The organism is Nocardia transvalensis, assembly GCF_015477765.1.
Taxonomy (GTDB): domain Bacteria; phylum Actinomycetota; class Actinomycetes; order Mycobacteriales; family Mycobacteriaceae; genus Nocardia; species Nocardia transvalensis_A.
This window is the reverse complement of record NZ_JADLQQ010000001.1, coordinates 285,051-302,231: the sequence shown is the minus strand read 5'-3', so window position 1 is coordinate 302,231 and position 17,181 is coordinate 285,051. Positions and strand designations below refer to the sequence as shown.

At 67.8% G+C, this 17,181-nt stretch carries 13 protein-coding genes; 3 read left to right on the top strand and 10 right to left on the bottom strand.

What is annotated here, in order from left to right:
• Nucleotides 1-87 precede the first annotated feature (87 nt).
• From bluB to IU452_RS01345, 6 genes are all read right to left on the bottom strand, one after another.
• Entirely contained in the window at nucleotides 88-720 is a 633-nt protein-coding gene (gene bluB, locus IU452_RS01370; protein WP_195107011.1) for a 5,6-dimethylbenzimidazole synthase, read from the bottom strand.
• Nucleotides 721-912: 192 nt separating this feature from the next.
• Complete coding sequence (locus IU452_RS01365) at nucleotides 913-2,166, bottom strand: fatty acid desaturase family protein (protein WP_195107010.1); 1,254 nt, start codon at nucleotides 2,164-2,166, stop codon at nucleotides 913-915.
• A 97-nt stretch (nucleotides 2,167-2,263) separates the two neighbouring features.
• Nucleotides 2,264-3,673 (bottom strand): fatty acid desaturase family protein, encoded by a 1,410-nt coding sequence (locus tag IU452_RS01360; protein ID WP_195107009.1) that lies wholly within the window; start codon nucleotides 3,671-3,673, stop codon nucleotides 2,264-2,266.
• Between the two features lie 177 nt (nucleotides 3,674-3,850).
• Nucleotides 3,851-4,999 (bottom strand): ferredoxin reductase, encoded by a 1,149-nt coding sequence (locus IU452_RS01355; RefSeq protein ID WP_195107008.1) that lies wholly within the window; start codon nucleotides 4,997-4,999, stop codon nucleotides 3,851-3,853.
• Nucleotides 5,000-5,402: 403 nt separating this feature from the next.
• Nucleotides 5,403-5,984: a DUF6912 family protein gene (locus tag IU452_RS01350; protein WP_416382258.1), complete on the bottom strand. Its 582-nt coding sequence runs from the start codon at nucleotides 5,982-5,984 to the stop codon at nucleotides 5,403-5,405.
• Nucleotides 5,968-7,392 carry a WS/DGAT/MGAT family O-acyltransferase gene (locus IU452_RS01345; RefSeq protein ID WP_195107007.1) on the bottom strand — a complete coding sequence of 475 codons (1,425 nt, stop codon included), beginning with the start codon at nucleotides 7,390-7,392 and terminating at the stop codon, nucleotides 5,968-5,970. Before IU452_RS01345 ends, IU452_RS01350 begins: the two co-directional genes overlap by 17 nt.
• Before the next feature lie 368 nt (nucleotides 7,393-7,760).
• Here IU452_RS01345 and IU452_RS01340 point away from each other — a divergent pair, with 368 nt between their 5' ends.
• The 3 genes from IU452_RS01340 (at nucleotide 7,761) to IU452_RS01330 (ending at nucleotide 11,815) form a co-directional block, all read left to right on the top strand.
• A complete protein-coding gene (locus tag IU452_RS01340) occupies nucleotides 7,761-8,066 on the top strand; it encodes an Rv3235 family protein (RefSeq protein WP_228816262.1) in 306 nt (101 codons plus the stop codon).
• Nucleotides 8,067-8,226: 160 nt separating this feature from the next.
• Nucleotides 8,227-11,070, top strand: a complete 2,844-nt coding sequence (gene secA, locus IU452_RS01335) for a preprotein translocase subunit SecA (RefSeq protein WP_195107006.1) — start codon at nucleotides 8,227-8,229, stop codon at nucleotides 11,068-11,070.
• 367 nt (nucleotides 11,071-11,437) lie between these two features.
• Nucleotides 11,438-11,815, top strand: coding sequence for a nuclear transport factor 2 family protein (locus tag IU452_RS01330; RefSeq protein WP_195107005.1), 378 nt, complete (start codon nucleotides 11,438-11,440; stop codon nucleotides 11,813-11,815).
• A 4-nt stretch (nucleotides 11,816-11,819) separates the two neighbouring features.
• Here IU452_RS01330 and IU452_RS01325 read toward each other — a convergent pair whose 3' ends face one another.
• From IU452_RS01325 to IU452_RS01310, 4 genes are all read right to left on the bottom strand, one after another.
• The gene (locus IU452_RS01325; RefSeq protein WP_195107004.1) at nucleotides 11,820-13,025 is read right to left on the bottom strand and encodes a hypothetical protein; all 1,206 of its coding nucleotides are present in this window, start codon (nucleotides 13,023-13,025) and stop codon (nucleotides 11,820-11,822) included.
• A gap of 63 nt (nucleotides 13,026-13,088) precedes the next feature.
• Nucleotides 13,089-14,090: a ribosome small subunit-dependent GTPase A gene (gene rsgA, locus IU452_RS01320; RefSeq protein WP_195107458.1), complete on the bottom strand. Its 1,002-nt coding sequence runs from the start codon at nucleotides 14,088-14,090 to the stop codon at nucleotides 13,089-13,091.
• Nucleotides 14,087-15,370 (bottom strand): 3-phosphoshikimate 1-carboxyvinyltransferase, encoded by a 1,284-nt coding sequence (gene aroA, locus IU452_RS01315; RefSeq protein ID WP_195107003.1) that lies wholly within the window; start codon nucleotides 15,368-15,370, stop codon nucleotides 14,087-14,089. The genes rsgA and aroA overlap by 4 nt, the downstream gene beginning before the upstream one ends.
• Before the next feature lie 174 nt (nucleotides 15,371-15,544).
• Entirely contained in the window at nucleotides 15,545-17,053 is a 1,509-nt protein-coding gene (locus IU452_RS01310) for an aldehyde dehydrogenase family protein (protein ID WP_195107002.1), read from the bottom strand.
• Between the last annotated feature and the right edge of the window lie 128 nt (nucleotides 17,054-17,181).

The window sequence follows — 17,181 nt, the reverse complement described above, 5'->3', positions numbered from 1 at the left end:
CTTCTTCGCAAACGCACCCCGTCCAGGCCCTACACGGGGTGCGTCTGCCAATAGAGGGTGCGGCTGCATCGGCGCCGCTGGGTTGGGTTATGAGCGGTAGCGCTCCCAGTGGATGGCTTCGGGGAGGGGGCGGCGGGGGCGCCAGCCGAAGCGCTCGAGGTCGGGGACGTCTTGGAAGGCGTGGACGGGGCCGATGCAGAGCCAGGCTACGGGGTGGATGCCTGGGGGGAGGGCGATGAGGTCGGTGAGGAAGGGGGCGTCGTAGAAGCTGACCCAGCCGACGCCGATGACCTCGGCGGTGGCGGCGAGCCAGAGGTTCTGGATGGCGAGAATGGTGGAGTAGAGGCCGGTTTCGGGGACCGTCGCACGGCCGAGTACCTGCGGTCCGCCGCGGCTGTCGTCGTGGGTGACGACGATGCCGGTGCCGCTCTCGGTGATGCCCTCGATCTTGATCGGCTCGAAGGTGCGGGCCCGCTCCGGCGGCAGCGCGTCGCGGAATTCGATCCGCTTCTCGGCCACATGTGCGGCGAACTTCTCCAGTGTCGCCCGCTCGCGCACGACGACGAAATCCCACGGCTGCGAATTGCCCACACTCGGCGCCCGATGCGCCGCCTCGAGAATCCGCAGCAGCGTGGCATCGTCGACGAGCTCCCCGGTGAACTCCGCCCGCACATCCCGCCGCCGCCGGATCACGTCATAGATGTCGGCCTGCCCCGCCATACCTCAGCCGACCCGCTCGACACTCACCACAACCATGCCAGCAGTCAACCAACTGCCCACTCCCGCGCCCGCACCGCCCCTCGGGGTCTTGCCCGGGCCTTCGTTCTGCCGCACCCCTTGTTCGCAAACGCACCCCGCTCATGGCGCTGGGCGGGGTGCGTGTGCGAACAAGGGGTGCGGCTGGGAGTGGGCTCAGCCGACGGGGACGGGCTGGCGGCGGGCCGCTATGCGGCGGCGGCCTTCCTTCAGGGCCGTGCGGAGGCCGCGGCGGCGGCCGGTGGTGGGGTCGATGGTGCCGATGCCGCCGAAGGCGCGTTCGGAGCGGGTTTCGGGGGCGTCGTCGGTGGTGCGGCGCAGGTATTTGTTGGGGAGGGAGAGTTTGATGATCGTGCGCCAGGACTTTGCGTACTGCACCGGCAGTGAGCCGGTGGTGTAGGGCAGGTCGTATTTGTCGCAGAGTTCGCGCACCCGCACGGCGATGGCGGCGAGCCGGTTGCTCGGTAGATCCGGGAACAGGTGGTGCTCGATCTGGTGCGAGAGGTTGCCGGTCATGAAGTGCATGAGCGGGCCGCCGGAGATGTTGGCGCTGCCCAGCATCTGGCGCAGGTACCACTCGCCCTGCGTCTCGTTGTCGACATCGAATCTGGTGAACTTCTCCGCGCCGTCGGGGAAGTGACCGCAGAAGATCACCGCATTGGTCCACACGTTGCGAATGACGTTGGCGGCGAGATTCGCCGTCAGCGTGGACACGAACGCCGGACCGGTCAGCAGCGGGAAGAACACGTAGTCCTTGGCGACCTGCTTACCGATCTTCTTCAGCACCAGGCGGCGGTCCTTCTCGAACTGCTTGCGCTCGGGAGAATCCTTGTCCCACTTCTTCTTCGCGAGCTTGCCCAGCTCCAGATGCTGGATGGCGACGCCGTACTCGAAGAACATCTGCAGCAGCAGGTTGTACACCGGCTGGCCGAGATAGAACGGCGACCACCGCTGATCGCGGGTGACGCGCAGCAGGCCGTAGCCGATGTCGTCGTCCATGCCCAGCACGTTGGTGTACTTGTGGTGCAGGTAGTTGTGGGTGATCTTCCAGTGCTCGGACGGACCCACGTTGTCCCACTCCCACGTCGAGGAGTGGACTTCCGGATCGTTCATCCAGTCCCACTGCCCGTGCATGACGTTGTGGCCGATCTCCATGTTCTCGATGATCTTGGCCGTGGACAGCAGGGCCACACCGGCGAACCAGGCGGGCGGGAAGAAGCTGGCGAACAGCACGGCACGGCCGCTGATTTCGAGGCCGCGCTGCAGCCGGATCACGTTGCGGATGTAGCGGGCGTCGTGCTCGCCGCGGGAGGCTTCGATCTCACGGCGGATGGCGTCGAGTTCCGCGCCGATCGCCTCCACGTCTTCCGGGGTGAGGTGGGCGTATTCCTTGACATCCGATATCGCCATGCCGGTTACAGTACCGTAGGTTACGGCTCCGTAGGTTATCTCCGGATTGATTCACAACTGTGGCGTGCGCCGCATTGTGGTTGTGACCAAACTGTGGTTAGAGCCCTTGCTGGCGCTGCCGCCGACGCATCCGCCAGTTCGCCCGCTCGCGCAGGGCCTTGCGGCGCAGCAGCTGCTGCTCCTCGCGGGCCTTGTCCTGCAGCGCCACCTTGGCCTCGCGCAGCGCCTGCTTCTCCTGCTGGGCCTTCTCCTTCAGCGCCCCCTTGGCTTCGGCCAGCGCCGAGCGCAGCCCGCGTCGCTGCCCGGTCTCGGGATCGATGCCCGGCCAATGGTTTTCCGCCCACTGATCGGCGCTCGGCAGGCTCACCCGGGTGAGCCCGGCGAATTTCCGCTCGGAGGAGGTCTCCGGCGCGTCGTCGGCGGTGCGGCGCAGGAACCGGTCCGGCAGGGCCAGCTTGTGGATGGTCCGGAAGGCCAGCAGGTACTGCTTGCCCAGCGAACCGGTGGTGTAGGGCAGGTCGTACTTGTCGCACAGCTGCCGGACCTGCGCCGCGATCTCGGGGTATCGATTGCTCGGAATGTCCGGGAACAGGTGGTGCTCGATCTGGTAGCAGAGGTTGCCGCTCATGAACGCCATGGCCGGGCCCGCCTGGAAATTGGCGCTGCCCAGCATTTGCCGCAGGTACCACTCGGCCCGCGTCTCGTCGGCGAAGTGGTCCTCGGTGAATTTCTCGGCGCCGTCCGGGAAATGGCCACAGAAGATCACCGCGTAGGCCCACAGATTGCGAACCAGGTTCGCGGTGGCATTCGCCTTCAGCGTCTGCTTCCAGGCCGGGCCGGTGAGCAGCGGATAGATCACGAAGTCCTTGGCCACCTGCCGCCCGGCCTTACGGAAGAAGGCCTTGTTCGGCTCGGACAGCAGCTGTTTCGTGGGCACACCCAGCTGCTCCTTCTCCGCCGACAGGTCGTGCAGGGCGATGCCCCATTCGAAGGTCGCGGCGAGGACCAGATTGCCCAACGGCTGGATCAGGTGGATCGGCCGCCACGGCTCGTCGCGGGTCATCCGGAGGATGCCGAAGCCCAGGTCCTCGTCCTTGCCGAGCACGTTGGTGTAGGTGTGGTGGGAGTAGTTGTGTGCTCGTTTCCACTGCCCGGACGTCCCGGTCATATCCCACTCCCACGTGGTGGAGTGGATCTCCGGGTCGTTCATCCAATCCCATTGCCCGTGGCTGATGTTGTGCCCGAGCTCCATGTTCTCGATGATCTTGGCGACCGACAGCATGGCGGTACCGAGCAGCCACGCCGAGCGTTTCCTGCTCGCGAACAACGTGGCCCGCCCGGCGGCCTCGAGGATGCGTTGGGCGCGAATCGTCCGACGAATATATTTCGCATCCCGCTCGCCGAGCGATTGCTCCACATTCCGGCGAATGGCGTCGAGCTCCTGGCCGAGGGTTTCGACGTCGGCCGCCGTCAGATGGGAGTACGCATTGATATCGGTAATTGCCACTGTGTTCGATTGCCTCGCTGTTATCGGATGGCGGTGTTCGAGTGCCTCGTTGCGGTCGAACGGCGCTCATCGAAGGAGTGCGGTCTCACCGACCGAGGTCGCGAGGAGCACCGAGCGTCGCCTTCGAGGGTATAGGTTTTCGGCGAACGAGTGTTTACGGCCGGACCACGTGGCGGTTCACACGTCCAGGGTGCAGTCGCCCGCGGCCGCGGAGATGCAGGTCTGGATCTTCTCCCCGGCCTGGTGTTCCATACCGTTGCGCAGATCCCGCGCGTGGCCCTCGGTGAGGGTGACCACGCACGTCTGACAGATCCCCATGCGACAGCCGAACGGCATCTGCACGCCCGCACCCTCACCGGCCTGCAGCAGGCTGGTGGCGCCATCGATGGCGACGCTGCGGCCGGTGCGCGCGAAGGTGACCGTGCCGCCCTCGCCGACCGCCGAACGTTCGACCTCGAACCGCTCGATGTGTAGACGGTCGCTCAGGCCCGCTGCGGCCCAATGGCTTTCGATGTCGTCGAGCATCGCCAGCGGGCCGCACGCCCAGGTCTCGCGCTCGCGCCAGTCGGGGTAGTGCTCGTCCAGGCTCGCCAGCGTGAATTTGCCCTGCTCGGCGGTCAGGTGCAGGTGCGAGGTGAAGCTCGGATGCTTGTCGTGCAGGGCGCGCAGTTCCGCGCCGAACATGACGTCGTCGGCGGTGCGCGCGGAATGGATGTGCACCACATCGGGCACGTTGTCGCGGCGATCCATGGTGCGCAGCATGGCCATGACCGGGGTGATACCGCTGCCCGCGGTCAGGAACAGCACCTTGGCCGGCGGCGGCTCGGGCAGCACGAAACCGCCCTGCGGCGCGGCCAGGCGCACGACCGTGCCCTCGGGCACACCGCCCACCAGGTGGCTGGACAGGAAGCCCTCCGGCATCGCCTTGACCGCGATGGAGATCAGGCGCTTGGAGTGGTTCTCCGGGTCGGTCCAGTCCGGGGGGCAGGTCAGCGAGTACGACCGCCAGTGCCAGCGGCCGTCGACCAGCACGCCGATGCCGATGTACTGGCCCGGGGTGAACTTGAAATCGAAGCCCCAGCCCGGCTTGATGACCAGGGTGACCGAATCCGCGGTCTCCTTGCGCACGTCGACGATGCGCCCGCGCAGTTCGCGCGCCGACCACAGTGGATTGATCAGATGCAGATAGTCGTCGGGCAGCAGGGGGGTGGTGATGCGTGCGGCCGCGCCGCGCAGCGCCTTGAGCCGGGTCCGTCCGGCCATCTTCGCCTCGTCTACCGGGGCCTCCAGCCATTCCCGGAAGCCCTGTACCGATTTCAAGACCATCGTGCGGATGCTCATTTCCCTGTGATTGCGCGCCGATCGGCGACCCTGCGGACAAGGTTACGGCATCGTAGGTTAGGACATACTGCGAGCCACGTCACGTAGTCCCGGCATTAGGGGTCCCTCGCTTCGCTCGGGAATAGGGGCAAGCCGGGAATAGGGGCAAGCCGGGGAACAGGGGAGGAGATGCGCCCTCGCAGTTCCTGTGCGCTCATGCAGTTCCCGTGCGCACCGACGTTCCCGGGTGCCCTGGCAGTTCCCATGCGTCCTGACGGTTTCGTGCGCCCTTGCAGTTCCTGAGCGGAGTCCTCACTTTTTCCGAGCGAAGCGAGGGATCTCACTTTTCCGAGCGAAGCCCCTCACTTTTCCGAGCGAAGCCCTTCCATTTCCCGAGCGAAGCGAGGGATCAGAGCAGTTCGAGCAGGAACGGCAGCTCCTGGGCCGCATACCAGGCCAGCTGGTGGTCCTCCGCATCGCCGAGGACGAATTCGGCGTCCGGATCCCCCAGATCGGCGGCGTCGACGACGTCGACGGCCTTGGCGACGGCCGGTTCGGCCTCGGCCAGATCCACGTGCACCGAGGCGATCATGTCGTAGGTGACCGGGGCCGACAGCCGCACCACGGCGTCGTCGAGATCCGGGCGCAGCGCCGCGCCGGTCACGTCGGCGGCGATCACCGCGCGCCGGTACACCGGGCCGTGGTAGCCGTCGGCGTCGTCGGAGGGGTCCTCGTCGGAGGAGTCGTCGGACAGCGACCCCGCCTCGCGCTCCTCGGCCAGCAGCCGCAGGGCCGCCCGCGCCGCCTCGCCCATCGCGACCTCCGCCAACTCCTCGTCGTCACCGGAGGCGTAGGCCTCCCGTAGCGCAGGGGTCACCGCGAACGCCGTGTCGTTGATCGCGCGGATCTCGCGATCGTCCACCAGTTCCCGCAGCATGGCCACGGTCGCCGGGATGTAGACCCGTAGCTTGCCTTTACTGGACGCAGGCACCGAGCATCTCCTCCATGGACTCGCGCACCGCCGCGGACAGCACTCCGATATCGGCCATCGCATCGCGATCGGCATTGAGACCGTAGAACACGCGTCCGTCGTAGGACGTGATTCCGATACTCGAGGCCTGGTTGCGCAGCAGTGGCGACACCGGATACATCTCCAGCATCCGCGCGCCGCCGATGTACATCGGCTGCTGCGGACCCGGCGCATTGGTGATCACCAGATTGAACGTGTGCTCTGCGAACGTACTCGCCGCCCGCACACTCATCGCATGCAGGCTGGCCGGAGCGAAGCCGGCCATGTGCACCAGGGTGCGGGCGCGCACGCTGCGCCGGTGCCGGGCGTGCGCCTCGGTGGCATGGGAGATGTGGGACAGGCGCATCACCGGGTTCGGCTCGCCCACCGGCAGGTCCACCAGGAACGACGACACCTCGCTGGCCGGTTTCAGCTGGTCACCGCCCGGCCCCTCCACGTACACCGACATCGGCACCACGGCCCGAAGGACCGCGGATTCGGTGAGCATGTCGCCGCGCGACTGCAGGAAGATGCGCAGCGCCCCGGTCACCACCGCGAGAATCACATCGTTGATCGAGCAGTCGAACCGGCGGCGGATCTTGCGGTAGTCCTCGAGATCGGTCTGCACCACCTGGAAGCGGCGGTTACGGGAGGTGCGCGCGTTGAACGGGCTGTCGGGCGCGCCGATCGCGGCGGTGCGCACCACCGACACCATCTTGTCCACCGCCTTCCCGGCCACCCCGAAGATCCCCGAGGCATTGACGCCGGCCTCGCGCAGCACCTCCAGCGCCTCGCGGGGCTGGGCGGCCAGCTCCACCAGCGCCATGCCCAGCAGCTCCACCTCGCCGGGTTCGCGGCGGGCGGTCCAGGCGTCGGCGGCGACCTCGCGCGGCGACGGGCTGGTGTCGAGGATGACGTGCCCGATCTCGAGGGCGCTGCTGCCGTCGACCAGGGCGGTGTGGGTCTTGGTGAAGATGGCCCGCCGCCCGCCGGACAGCCCCTCGATCAGATACATCTCCCACAGCGGGCGGGTGTGGTCGAGCGGGCGTGAGGCCAGCCGTGACACCAGCTCGTGCAGTTGGTCGTCGGAGCCGGGATTCGGCAGCGCCGAGCGGCGCACGTGGTAGGTGATGTCGAAGTGGGCATCCTCCACCCAGACCGGCCGGCCCAGCGCGAACGGAATCTCGCGCACCTTGCGCCGGTAGCGCGGCACCAGCGGTAAACGGCTCTCGACAAGGTCCACCAGGCGCTCGTAGTCCAGCGACGGCCGCGGCGGCTGCTCGGCGGGGGAAGGGTCGCGCACGATCGCGAGGGAGCCGATGTGCATCGGATTACTGCTCGATTCGAGCCGGTAGAACGACGCATCCTGCGGCGTCAGTCTCGTGATCACGCTGTCCGGTACTCCTTCCGATACCCGCTCCATTGTGAGGTCACACAAACGGTTCGGCGGCGGAAGTGTGGGACTTTTCGCGTCGGCCGCGGAAAACCTTTCACCCGCAGCGGCTTCCGTGCGATGCTGGTGCGATTCGTGTCCAGGGGAGCCGACTGCAGGGGAACGAAATGCTCGGTCGTTACAGCCGCTCACTGTCGCCCGCACCGAATTTCGAGCCGCCACCGGCCGGTTCCGGGCGGGCCGCGCTGCCCTGCCGGCACCGTATGCCGTCGCGGGCCGCCGGTGCGCACAGCGCGCATCGCCGGTCGCCCCACGACGGACGCTCTTCATCCTACGCCACCAGGCGTGAAACCGATTCGGCGGCAATGAGATTCGCCGAGCGGTCGCTGCGTTCGGTGCTGGAGGTGCTGGACGGGCGGCGGCCGGTCGCGCAGCTGGGCCCGCTGGCCGAGCCGACCGTGGCGGCCGCGCTGGCGACGGTGGCCCGGACCGGCGTCGCCGAGCGCCGGCTCGGCGCGGCCACCCTGATCAGTGTCGGAATGACGCCGGTCGCGCCGGGCGTGGCCGAGATATTCGGCAGCTACGCCCGCGGCTCGCGGCGCTTCGCCCTCGCCGGGCGCATCGTCGCCCATCGCGACCGCTGGCGGCTGGCCGCGCTGAAACTGCGGTGACGACGGCAAACACCCCTGGTGTGGCCCCCGGTGCGGTGCGTGCCCGACGCCTACGATGGGTCCCGCATTACCATGGGCTTTGCTGCGCATCCGTGCAGACCACACCCACCCCACGCGGGGTACGAAGACGACAACATCGACCAGAGGACTGACGAGACCCGTGCCTGCGCTGACACTGACGAGGTTGCTACGTTTTGGTGAGGGTCGCGTGGTCAAACGGCTAGCGCGGCTGGCCGACGAAGTTCTCGATCTGGAGGACGAGTTCGCCGACCTCACCGACGCCGAGCTGCGAGGTAAGACCGACGAGTTCAAGCAGCGCTTCGCCGACGGTGAATCCCTGGACGAACTGCTGCTCGAGGCGTTCGCCGTCGCGCGCGAGGCGGCCTGGCGAGTGCTCGGCCAGAAGCACTACAAGGTGCAGGTGATGGGCGGCGCCGCGCTGCACATCGGCAACGTGGCCGAGATGAAGACCGGTGAAGGTAAGACCCTCACCTGTGTGCTCCCGGCCTACCTCAACGCCCTGTCCGGCGACGGCGTGCACGTGGTCACCGTCAACGACTACCTGGCCCGCCGCGACGCGGAGTGGATGGGCCGCGTGCACCGCTTCCTCGGCCTCGAGGTCGGCGTGATCCTGTCCGGTATGAGCCCGGCCGAGCGCCGCGCCGCCTACCACGCCGACATCACCTACGGCACCAACAACGAGTTCGGCTTCGACTACCTGCGCGACAACATGACCCACTCGCTGGACGACCTGGTCCAGCGCGGGCACAACTTCGCCGTGGTCGACGAGGTCGACTCGATTCTGATCGACGAGGCCCGCACGCCGCTGATCATCTCGGGCCCGGCCGACGCCTCCTCGAAGTGGTACGCCGAATTCGCGCGCATAGCACCGCTGCTGAAGAAGGACATCCACTACGAGGTCGACATCAAGAAGCGCACCATCGGCGTGCACGAGGCCGGTGTCGAATTCGTCGAGGACCAGCTGGGCATCGACAATCTGTACGAGGCGGCCAACTCGCCGCTGGTCAGCTACCTCAACAACGCCATCAAGGCCAAGGAGCTCTACCAGCGCGACAAGGATTACATCGTCCGCAACGGCGAAGTGATCATCGTCGACGAGTTCACCGGCCGCATCCTGGTGGGCCGCCGCTACAACGAGGGCATGCACCAGGCCATCGAGGCCAAGGAAGGCGTGGAGATCCAGCCGGAGAACCAGACGCTGGCCACCATCACGCTGCAGAACTACTTCCGCCTCTACGACAAGTTGTCGGGTATGACCGGTACCGCCGAGACCGAGGCGGCCGAGCTGCATCAGATCTACGGCCTGGGCGTGGTGCCGATCCCGACCAACAAGCCGATGATCCGCAAGGATCAGCCGGACCTGATCTACAAGACCGAAGAGGCCAAGTTCGACGCGGTCGCCGACGACATCACCGAATCGCACGAGAAGGGCCAGCCCGTGCTGGTCGGCACCACCTCGGTGGAGCGGTCGGAGTATCTGTCGAAGCTGCTCACCAAGCGCGGCATTCCGCACAACGTGCTCAACGCGAAGTACCACGAGCAGGAAGCCCAGATCATCGCCGAGGCGGGCCGCCCCGGCGCGGTCACCGTGGCCACCAATATGGCCGGTCGCGGTACCGACATCGTGCTCGGTGGTAATCCGGACATCATCGCCGACATCCTGCTGCGCCGGCAGGGCCTGGATCCGGTGGAGACCCCGGACGAGTACCAGCAGCACTGGCTGCCGACCCTGGAGCGGGTCAAGCAGCAGGTGGAGGAGGACGCCGAGCGGGTTCGTGAGGTCGGGGGCCTGTACGTGCTGGGTACCGAGCGGCACGAGTCGCGGCGTATCGACAATCAGCTGCGCGGCCGCTCCGGCCGGCAGGGCGACCCGGGTGAGTCGCGGTTCTATCTGTCGCTGGGCGACGAGCTCATGCGGCGGTTCAACGGCGCGGCGCTGGAGTCGATCATGACCCGGCTCAACCTGCCCGACGACGTGCCGATCGAGGCGAAGATGGTCTCCCGGGCCATCAAGAGCGCCCAGACCCAGGTCGAACAGCAGAACTTCGAGATCCGCAAGAACGTTCTGAAGTACGACGAGGTGATGAACCAGCAGCGCACCGTCATCTACGCGGAGCGGCAACGGATCCTGGCCGGTGAGGATATGGAGGGCCAGGTCCAGAACATGATCAGCGACGTGATCACCGCCTATGTGAACGGTGCCACCGCCGAGGGTTATGTCGAGGACTGGGATCTGGAGAAGCTGTGGACGGCGCTGAAGACGCTGTACCCGCTCGGCATCGACTACAAGGATCTGACCGGCGAGAACTCCTCGGGTGAGATCGGCGATCTGACCCGCGAGGAGCTGCTCGAGGCGGTCCTCGACGACGCCCATCAGGCCTACGAGCGCCGCGAGAAGGAGATCGACGAGCTGGCCGGTCCGGGCAGCATGCGCAACCTGGAGCGTCAGGTGCTGCTGTCGGTGCTGGACCGCAAGTGGCGCGAGCACCTCTACGAGATGGACTACCTCAAGGAGGGCATCGGCCTGCGGGCCATGGCGCAGCGCGACCCACTGGTGGAATACCAGCGCGAGGGCTTCGACATGTTCGCCGCGATGCTCGAGGGCCTGAAGGAGGAGTCGGTCGGCTTCCTGTTCAACCTGCAGGTCGAGGTGCAACAGCCGCAGCCGCAGGGCGTTTCGGTCGATCCGGGCCTGCGGTCGCCGGTCGGCGCGGCGGCCGGTCCTGCCGCACCCGTCGACGAGGGCACCCCGGCGCCTCCAGCGGCCCTGCGCGCCAAGGGAATCGGCGAGGGCCCGCGGGTCGGTGGCTTCACCTACTCCGGCCCCGACGAGGGTGGCCACGTCGCCCGCCACAGCGACGCCGAGGAGTACGGCGGCGGTCAGGGCCAACCCACCGAGGGCAAGACCCGCCGCGAGCGCCGCGAGGCCGCCCGCGCCGAGGGCAAACACACCAAGCCCCCGAAGTCCAAGCGCCGCAAGTAATCCCGCCCGCCGGGGCTCCGACATTGTCCGGGGCCCCGGCGTCACATATTTCTAAGCCGTCATCCCAGAATGACGAGGGGCGGTTCCCGGATGCCCCGGCGACAAGCGGCCGTCCCCGGATGCCCCGGCGACAAGCAGTGATCCCCGAATGCCCCGGCGAAGCAATGATCCCCGAATGTCCCGGCGACAAGCAATGACCCCGAATGCCCCGGCGTGCTTTTGGCCGGGGCTCAGCTATGCGGGCAGGTACTTGATCAGTTTCGTTGCTCGCCCGGTGGGTGTCGGCGGACACCTCGACCGGTGTGCCGTCGATGCCGTTATGTCGCAATCGGTGATCGGCATTCCCGTGGCGAGTAGGGTTCGGGGCATGGATCGCGGGGCCGTCGAGGCGTGGGTCGGGGGTTACGAGCGGGCGTGGCGGGCGGCGGGGACCGGGCAGTTGCGGGAGTTGTTCGCCGAGGACGTCGGCTATCTGGTGTCGCCGTGGGCCGAGCCGGTGCGGGGGATGGCCGCGTTGGAGCGGCTGTGGGAGGACAAGCGGGCCGGGCCCGACGAGCCGTTCGCGATGACCTCGGAAGTTGTTGCGGTCGACGGGGATACGGCGGTGGTTCGGGTTGCGGTGGAGTACTTCGCCGACGATCCGGCGCGGTGGCGTGATCTGTGGATTCTGCGGTTCGACCGCGACGGGCGCTGCGTCTGGTTCGAGGAATGGCCCTTCGCGCCGGGGCAGCCCGACGGGCAGTGACGAACTACTCCAGTGATACGGCCGCCCGGCCCAGGGCGCTCAGCATCGCGTCGTCCGGCCACTGCCGGGCCTCGTAGCGCGGCGGCGCGAGGTCGGGGACGGATTTCAGGCCGACGATGTCGACCACGTCCGCGAAGGGCACGGTGAACAGGACGTAGGGTTCGCCGCGGGAGTCCATATCGCAGAAGGCGACGTAATCGGATTCCGGCAGTAGGTATTCCACGTCCTTACCCCAGATGGTGACGGTGGCGGGGCCGGTCGCGCCGTCGTGGAGCATGGGGGTGGCGACGTAGGCCGGTCGCAGTCCGAGAGGCTCGTCGTCGAGGTCGTCGTCGAGCAGGCTCTGCAACCACTCGGCCTGCGCGCGGTATTCCGAGATCGCCAAGCCGGAGCCCGCGCGTCGGCTGACCGGCAGTTGCGGGTGCGGGCCCGCTCGGTCGAAGGGGACCACCGCGCCCTGCGCGTCGAGGGTGTATCCCTGCGGCGAGAGCGGCCGCGTGGCCTCCCGGTACTGTTGCTCGGCCATGCCGAAGAGCGTCTCGAGGATCTCCGGGTCGTCGGGGGCGATGATGAGGGTGTCGACGTCCGGGATGAAGGCGACCGGACGGACGCCGTCGACGGCGAAGGCCGCCAACCAATTCGCACCGACGAGCCGCGAGGTGAAGTAGGAATCGCCGTCGTCCACGAAACGCGCGACGGTATGGGGCTCCATCGGCTCCGGCTGTCCCAGCATGGCGAGATTGCGCCGGGCCCGGGCAAATATCTCGTCGGCGCAGACACCCCAGGCGGCCGCCTCCGACCTCGTCACGATCGAGCGGCTGTGCGGCCGGTCGATGGCCACCAGCTCGTCGATGAACGGGAATGCCGGACGCGACAGGAATTCGGTCGCCTCCGGCGCGCCGAGACCGTAGGTGACCGACCGCAGGATCGGCCGCAGCAGCGCGCGGACCTGTTCCCATTCCGATGCCTCGGCGCCGGAGTCCAGCACGGCGCGGACGAAGCGCGTGACTCGCGCGTCGCGCTCTCCGGACGGCAACGCGGCGGTCTCGCGAAACAGGTTGTGCAGGTACAGAATCCAATCGTCCCCGACGTAGAGCGCGAACTCGTCGGGGTCGTAGCGAGCCCCGCCCAGCCCGGTCCCACCGAGAATCGTTTCGACCTGGCCTGCCACATACCGCGCAAACTCGAAGCGCTGATCGTCGATCACCATCGAGGTAGCACTGTAGGCCCTCCGGCCTGCCGACGCAGCCTCCGCCGAGTAGCGCTCGGCCCGTTATCCGTTGCCCATCATCCAGGGGTCGTTGGAGTTCAGGGCGGTCAGGAGGTGGCGGATGGCGGCGACTCGGCGCTCCTTGCCGGGGAGTTGGTCCAGGGCGCATTCGGGGTCGGCGGGTGGGCCGAGGTGGGTGCAGCCGCGGGGGCAGTCCTCGATGGCCTCGGACAGGTCGGCGAAGGCGTGAATGACGTCGTCGGGGGTGATGTGGGCCAGGCCGAAGGAACGGATGCCGGGGGTGTCGATGACCCAGCCGCCGCCCGGGAGCGGCAGTGCGACGGACTGGGTGGAGGTGTGGCGGCCCTTGCCGACGCCGGAGACCTCGCCCACGGCCCGATCCGCATCCGGCACAAGGCGATTCACCAGCGTGGACTTGCCGACGCCGGAGTGGCCGAGCAGGCAGGTGAGCCTGTCGTGCAGCAGGTCGAGGATCGGGTCCAGGGGGTCGTCGCGGCCGCCGCGCACGATGGTGAGACCCAGATCGGTGAATTCCGCGGCGAATTCGGATGTCGGCGACAGGTCGTGTTTGGTCAGGCACAGAATCGGTTGCAGCCCACCGGCATACGCGGCGGCCATCGCGCGCTCGACGAATCCGGTGCGCGGCGGCGGATCGGCCAGCGCGACGACGATGAACAGCTGCTCGGCGTTGGCCACCACCACCCGTTCGAACGGGTCGGTGTCATCGGCGGTGCGCCGCAACACCGTTCGACGCGGTGCCACGCGCACGATGCGGGCGAGGGTGTCGGGCGTGCCGGACAGATCGCCGACCACACCCACCTCGTCGCCCACCACGATCGGGGTGCGGCCCAGTTCCCGTGCCCGCATGGCCACGATCGGTCGCTGCGGATCGCCGTCCAGCACACAGCTCCAGCGGCCGCGGTCCACGGCGGTCACCATCGCGGTCACCGCATCCCGGTGTTCGGGGCGGGTTTTGGTGCGCGGACGAGAGCCCTTGCCCGGGCGCACCCGGACATCGGACTCGTCGTAGTCGCGCCGTCTCAGGGCGCCACCTCTTCGCCGGAAAGCATTGCCTCCCACAGGGCAACGAAGTTCGGCAGGGTCTTCGCGGTGGTGCCGATATCCTCGATCCGCACGCCCGGCACGCGCAGTCCGAGGATGGCCCCTGCGGTGGCCATGCGGTGGTCGGCGTAGGAATGCCAGGAGCCGCCGTGCAGGGGTGCGGGCACGATGTGGAGACCGTCATCGGTTTCGGTGACCTTGCCGCCGAGCCGGTTGATCTCGGTGGCCAGCGCCGCCAGCCGGTCGGTCTCGTGTCCGCGCAGGTGCGCGATGCCGCGCAGCCGGGACGGCGAATAGGCCAGTGCGGCCAGTGCGGCGACGGTCGGGGTGAGCTCTCCGACGTCGTGCAGGTCGATATCGATCCCGGCCAGCCGGTCCGGGCCGCGCACGGTCAGTTTGCCGTCGAAGCGGCGCGCCTCGGCACCCATGCGCACCAGGATCTCGCGGATGACATCGCCGGGCTGGGTGGTCAGTTGCGGCCAGTGCGGGATGACCACCTCGCCGCCGGTCACCGCCGCCGCGGCCAGGAACGGGGTCGCATTCGACAGATCCGGCTCCACCTCCCAGTCGACCGCGCGGATCGGGCCCGGCGAGACCGTCCAGATCTGGTCCTTGCGCGGATCCGACGGCGCCTCGACACGCACATCGGCCTGCTGCAGCATCTGCACGGTCATCTCGATATGCGGCATCGACGGCAGCGGGTCGCCCTGGTGGTGAACGGTCACGCCCTCGTCGAAGCGGGCCGCCGAGAGCAGCAGCCCCGAGACGAACTGTGAGGAGCCGGAGGCATCGATGGCGACCGGGCCGCCGCGCAGCGAGCCGGTGCCGTGCACCACGAACGGCAGCGAATCGCCGTCGATATCCACCCCGAGCCGGCGTAGCGCGTCCAGGATGGTGCCCAGCGGACGCAGCCGGGCCTGCTCGTCGCCGAAGAAGGCGACATCGCCGTGGGCGAGCGCGGCCACCGGCGGGAGGAACCGCATGACGGTCCCGGCCAGTCCACAATCGACGGTGGCGCTGCTCAGCGTGGCGGCGGGGGTGACGGTGAGAGTCTCTGCGTCGCCGGTGATTTCGGTGCCCATGGCCCGCAGCGCGGCGATCATCAGGTTGGTGTCACGACTGCGCAGCGCACCGGTGATGGTCGACGGGCGGTCGGCGAGTGCGGCCAGGATCAGTGCCCGGTTGGTGATGGATTTCGACCCGGGCAGCGGCACGGTCGCATGCACGGGCTGTTCGGTATGGGGCGCAGGCCAGAAACTCACCAATCCATCTTCGCCTATGTAAGAACTCTGTACGCATCCGGACTGTGCTATTTTGCGCCGCCTACGGTGTCGCAAACCCGTACGTGGCTGGTCTAGCCGGGAAACATGCGGAACCCACTTGGGCGGACCGGAAGTAGGTCCCCGCGCGCTTTTGGCGGGGACCCACGGAACGGCCTACTTGTGGCGGCCGTGGAGGAGGGGGACGACCTTGCGGAGCAGGTTCATGGTGCGGTCGGTGCGGGCGTAGCTGAGCAGGGCCATGCCGGGGATGGCGAAGCGCTGCACGGCGATGGAGTGCGGGCTGGAGAATTCCAGCAGGCCCGGGGCGCCGTGGATGCGGCCGATGCCCGAATCGCCCACGCCGCCGAACGGCAGGGCCGAGATGGCGGCGAAGCCGAGCACCGAGTTGACCGAGGTGGCGCCCGCGCGCAGGCGGCGGGCGATCTCGAGGCCGCGCTTGCGCGAGTAGACCGACGAACCCAGTCCGTACTTGGAGGCGTTGGCCAGCTCGACGGCCTCATCGATGCTGTTCACCGTCCGGATGGTGACGGTCGGGCCGAAGGTCTCCTCGCACACCGCCTCCGAACCCTCGTCCACATCGACCAGCACGACCGGCTCGATGTAGGGCGCCTTGACCGATTCCGGGCCGCCCAGCACCGCGGTGCCGCCCTTCTTCAGCGCATCCTCGATGTGACGGCGCACGATATCGATCTGGCTCGGCATGGTCATCGGCCCGTAGGAGGCCTTGTCGTCGGAGCCGGGGTGAATATCGGTCAGGATCCGCTTCACCTCGGCGACGAACTCGTCGCGGATGGACTTCTCGACGTAGACCCGCTCCACACCGGCGCAGGTCTGGCCACTGTTCATGGTCGCGCCGTAGGCGACCGCATCGGCCGCGGCCTTGATATCGGCGTCGGCGGCCACGATGACCGGATCCTTACCGCCGCATTCCAGCAGGACCGGGGTGAGGTTCTCGGCCGCGGCGGCCATGATCTTCTTACCGGTGGCGGTGGATCCGGTGAACGCGATCTTGTCGACGCCCGAGCGGACGAGTGCGGCACCGGTCGCGCCGTAGCCGTTGATCGTGCCGAATACGCCCTCGGGAAGCTCCGGATTGGCCTTCGCGAACAGCTCCGCCAGGAAATTGCCGATGCCGGTGGAGTACTCGCTGGGCTTGAACACCACGGCATTTCCGGCGGCCAGCGCATAGGCGATCGAGCCGTTGGGCGTGTAGACCGGGTAGTTCCACGGGCCGATCACGCCCACCACGCCGAGCGGGCGCTGTTCGATGTAGGCGGCGAAGTTGGCCATCAGCGCGCCGGGGGACACCTTCTTGGGCTTCAACACCTTCTCGGCGTTGTTGGCGGCCCATTTGATGTGCTCGAGGGCCAGCATCAACTCGAGGAAGGCGTCGTCGCGGGGTTTGCCGTTCTCGGCGTGGATCAGGTCGCAGAATCGGTCGGCCTCGGCGACGATGCGGCTGCCCCAGCGCAGCAGGTGCCGCTTGCGGTCGGCGTAGCTGAGCCGTCCCCAGGTCGCGGCCGCGGTGCGGGCCTTGGCGACGGCCGCGCGCACCGCCTGTTCGTCGGCGATCGGATGGCTGGCGATGACCTCACCGGTAGCCGGATTGACCGAGGTCAGCGTGGTCTCCGGAACGATGGCGGTGGACTCGGTGGTGGACATGTCTCGGCGACCCCTAGTGAGAGAGTTACGGCACGAAGTTCTCACACCATAGATGTGAAGTCAACCGCCTTCAGTTGGATTTTCGGCCATTTTTCCGCCGTTTCGGTCAAATACTTGTCGGTGCCCGG

Bases quoted from the DNA above. Each gene is read 5' to 3' on its own strand.
- bluB (WP_195107011.1), bottom strand. From the start codon at position 720: ATGGCGGGGCAGGCCGACATCTATGACGTGATCCGGCGGCGGCGGGAT.
- IU452_RS01365 (WP_195107010.1), bottom strand. From the start codon at position 2,166: ATGGCGATATCGGATGTCAAGGAATACGCCCACCTCACCCCGGAAGAC.
- IU452_RS01355 (WP_195107008.1), bottom strand. From the start codon at position 4,999: ATGGTCTTGAAATCGGTACAGGGCTTCCGGGAATGGCTGGAGGCCCCG.
- IU452_RS01340 (WP_228816262.1), top strand. From the start codon at position 7,761: ATGAGATTCGCCGAGCGGTCGCTGCGTTCGGTGCTGGAGGTGCTGGAC.
- IU452_RS01330 (WP_195107005.1), top strand. From the start codon at position 11,438: ATGGATCGCGGGGCCGTCGAGGCGTGGGTCGGGGGTTACGAGCGGGCG.
- IU452_RS01325 (WP_195107004.1), bottom strand. From the start codon at position 13,025: ATGGTGATCGACGATCAGCGCTTCGAGTTTGCGCGGTATGTGGCAGGC.
- IU452_RS01310 (WP_195107002.1), bottom strand. From the start codon at position 17,053: ATGTCCACCACCGAGTCCACCGCCATCGTTCCGGAGACCACGCTGACC.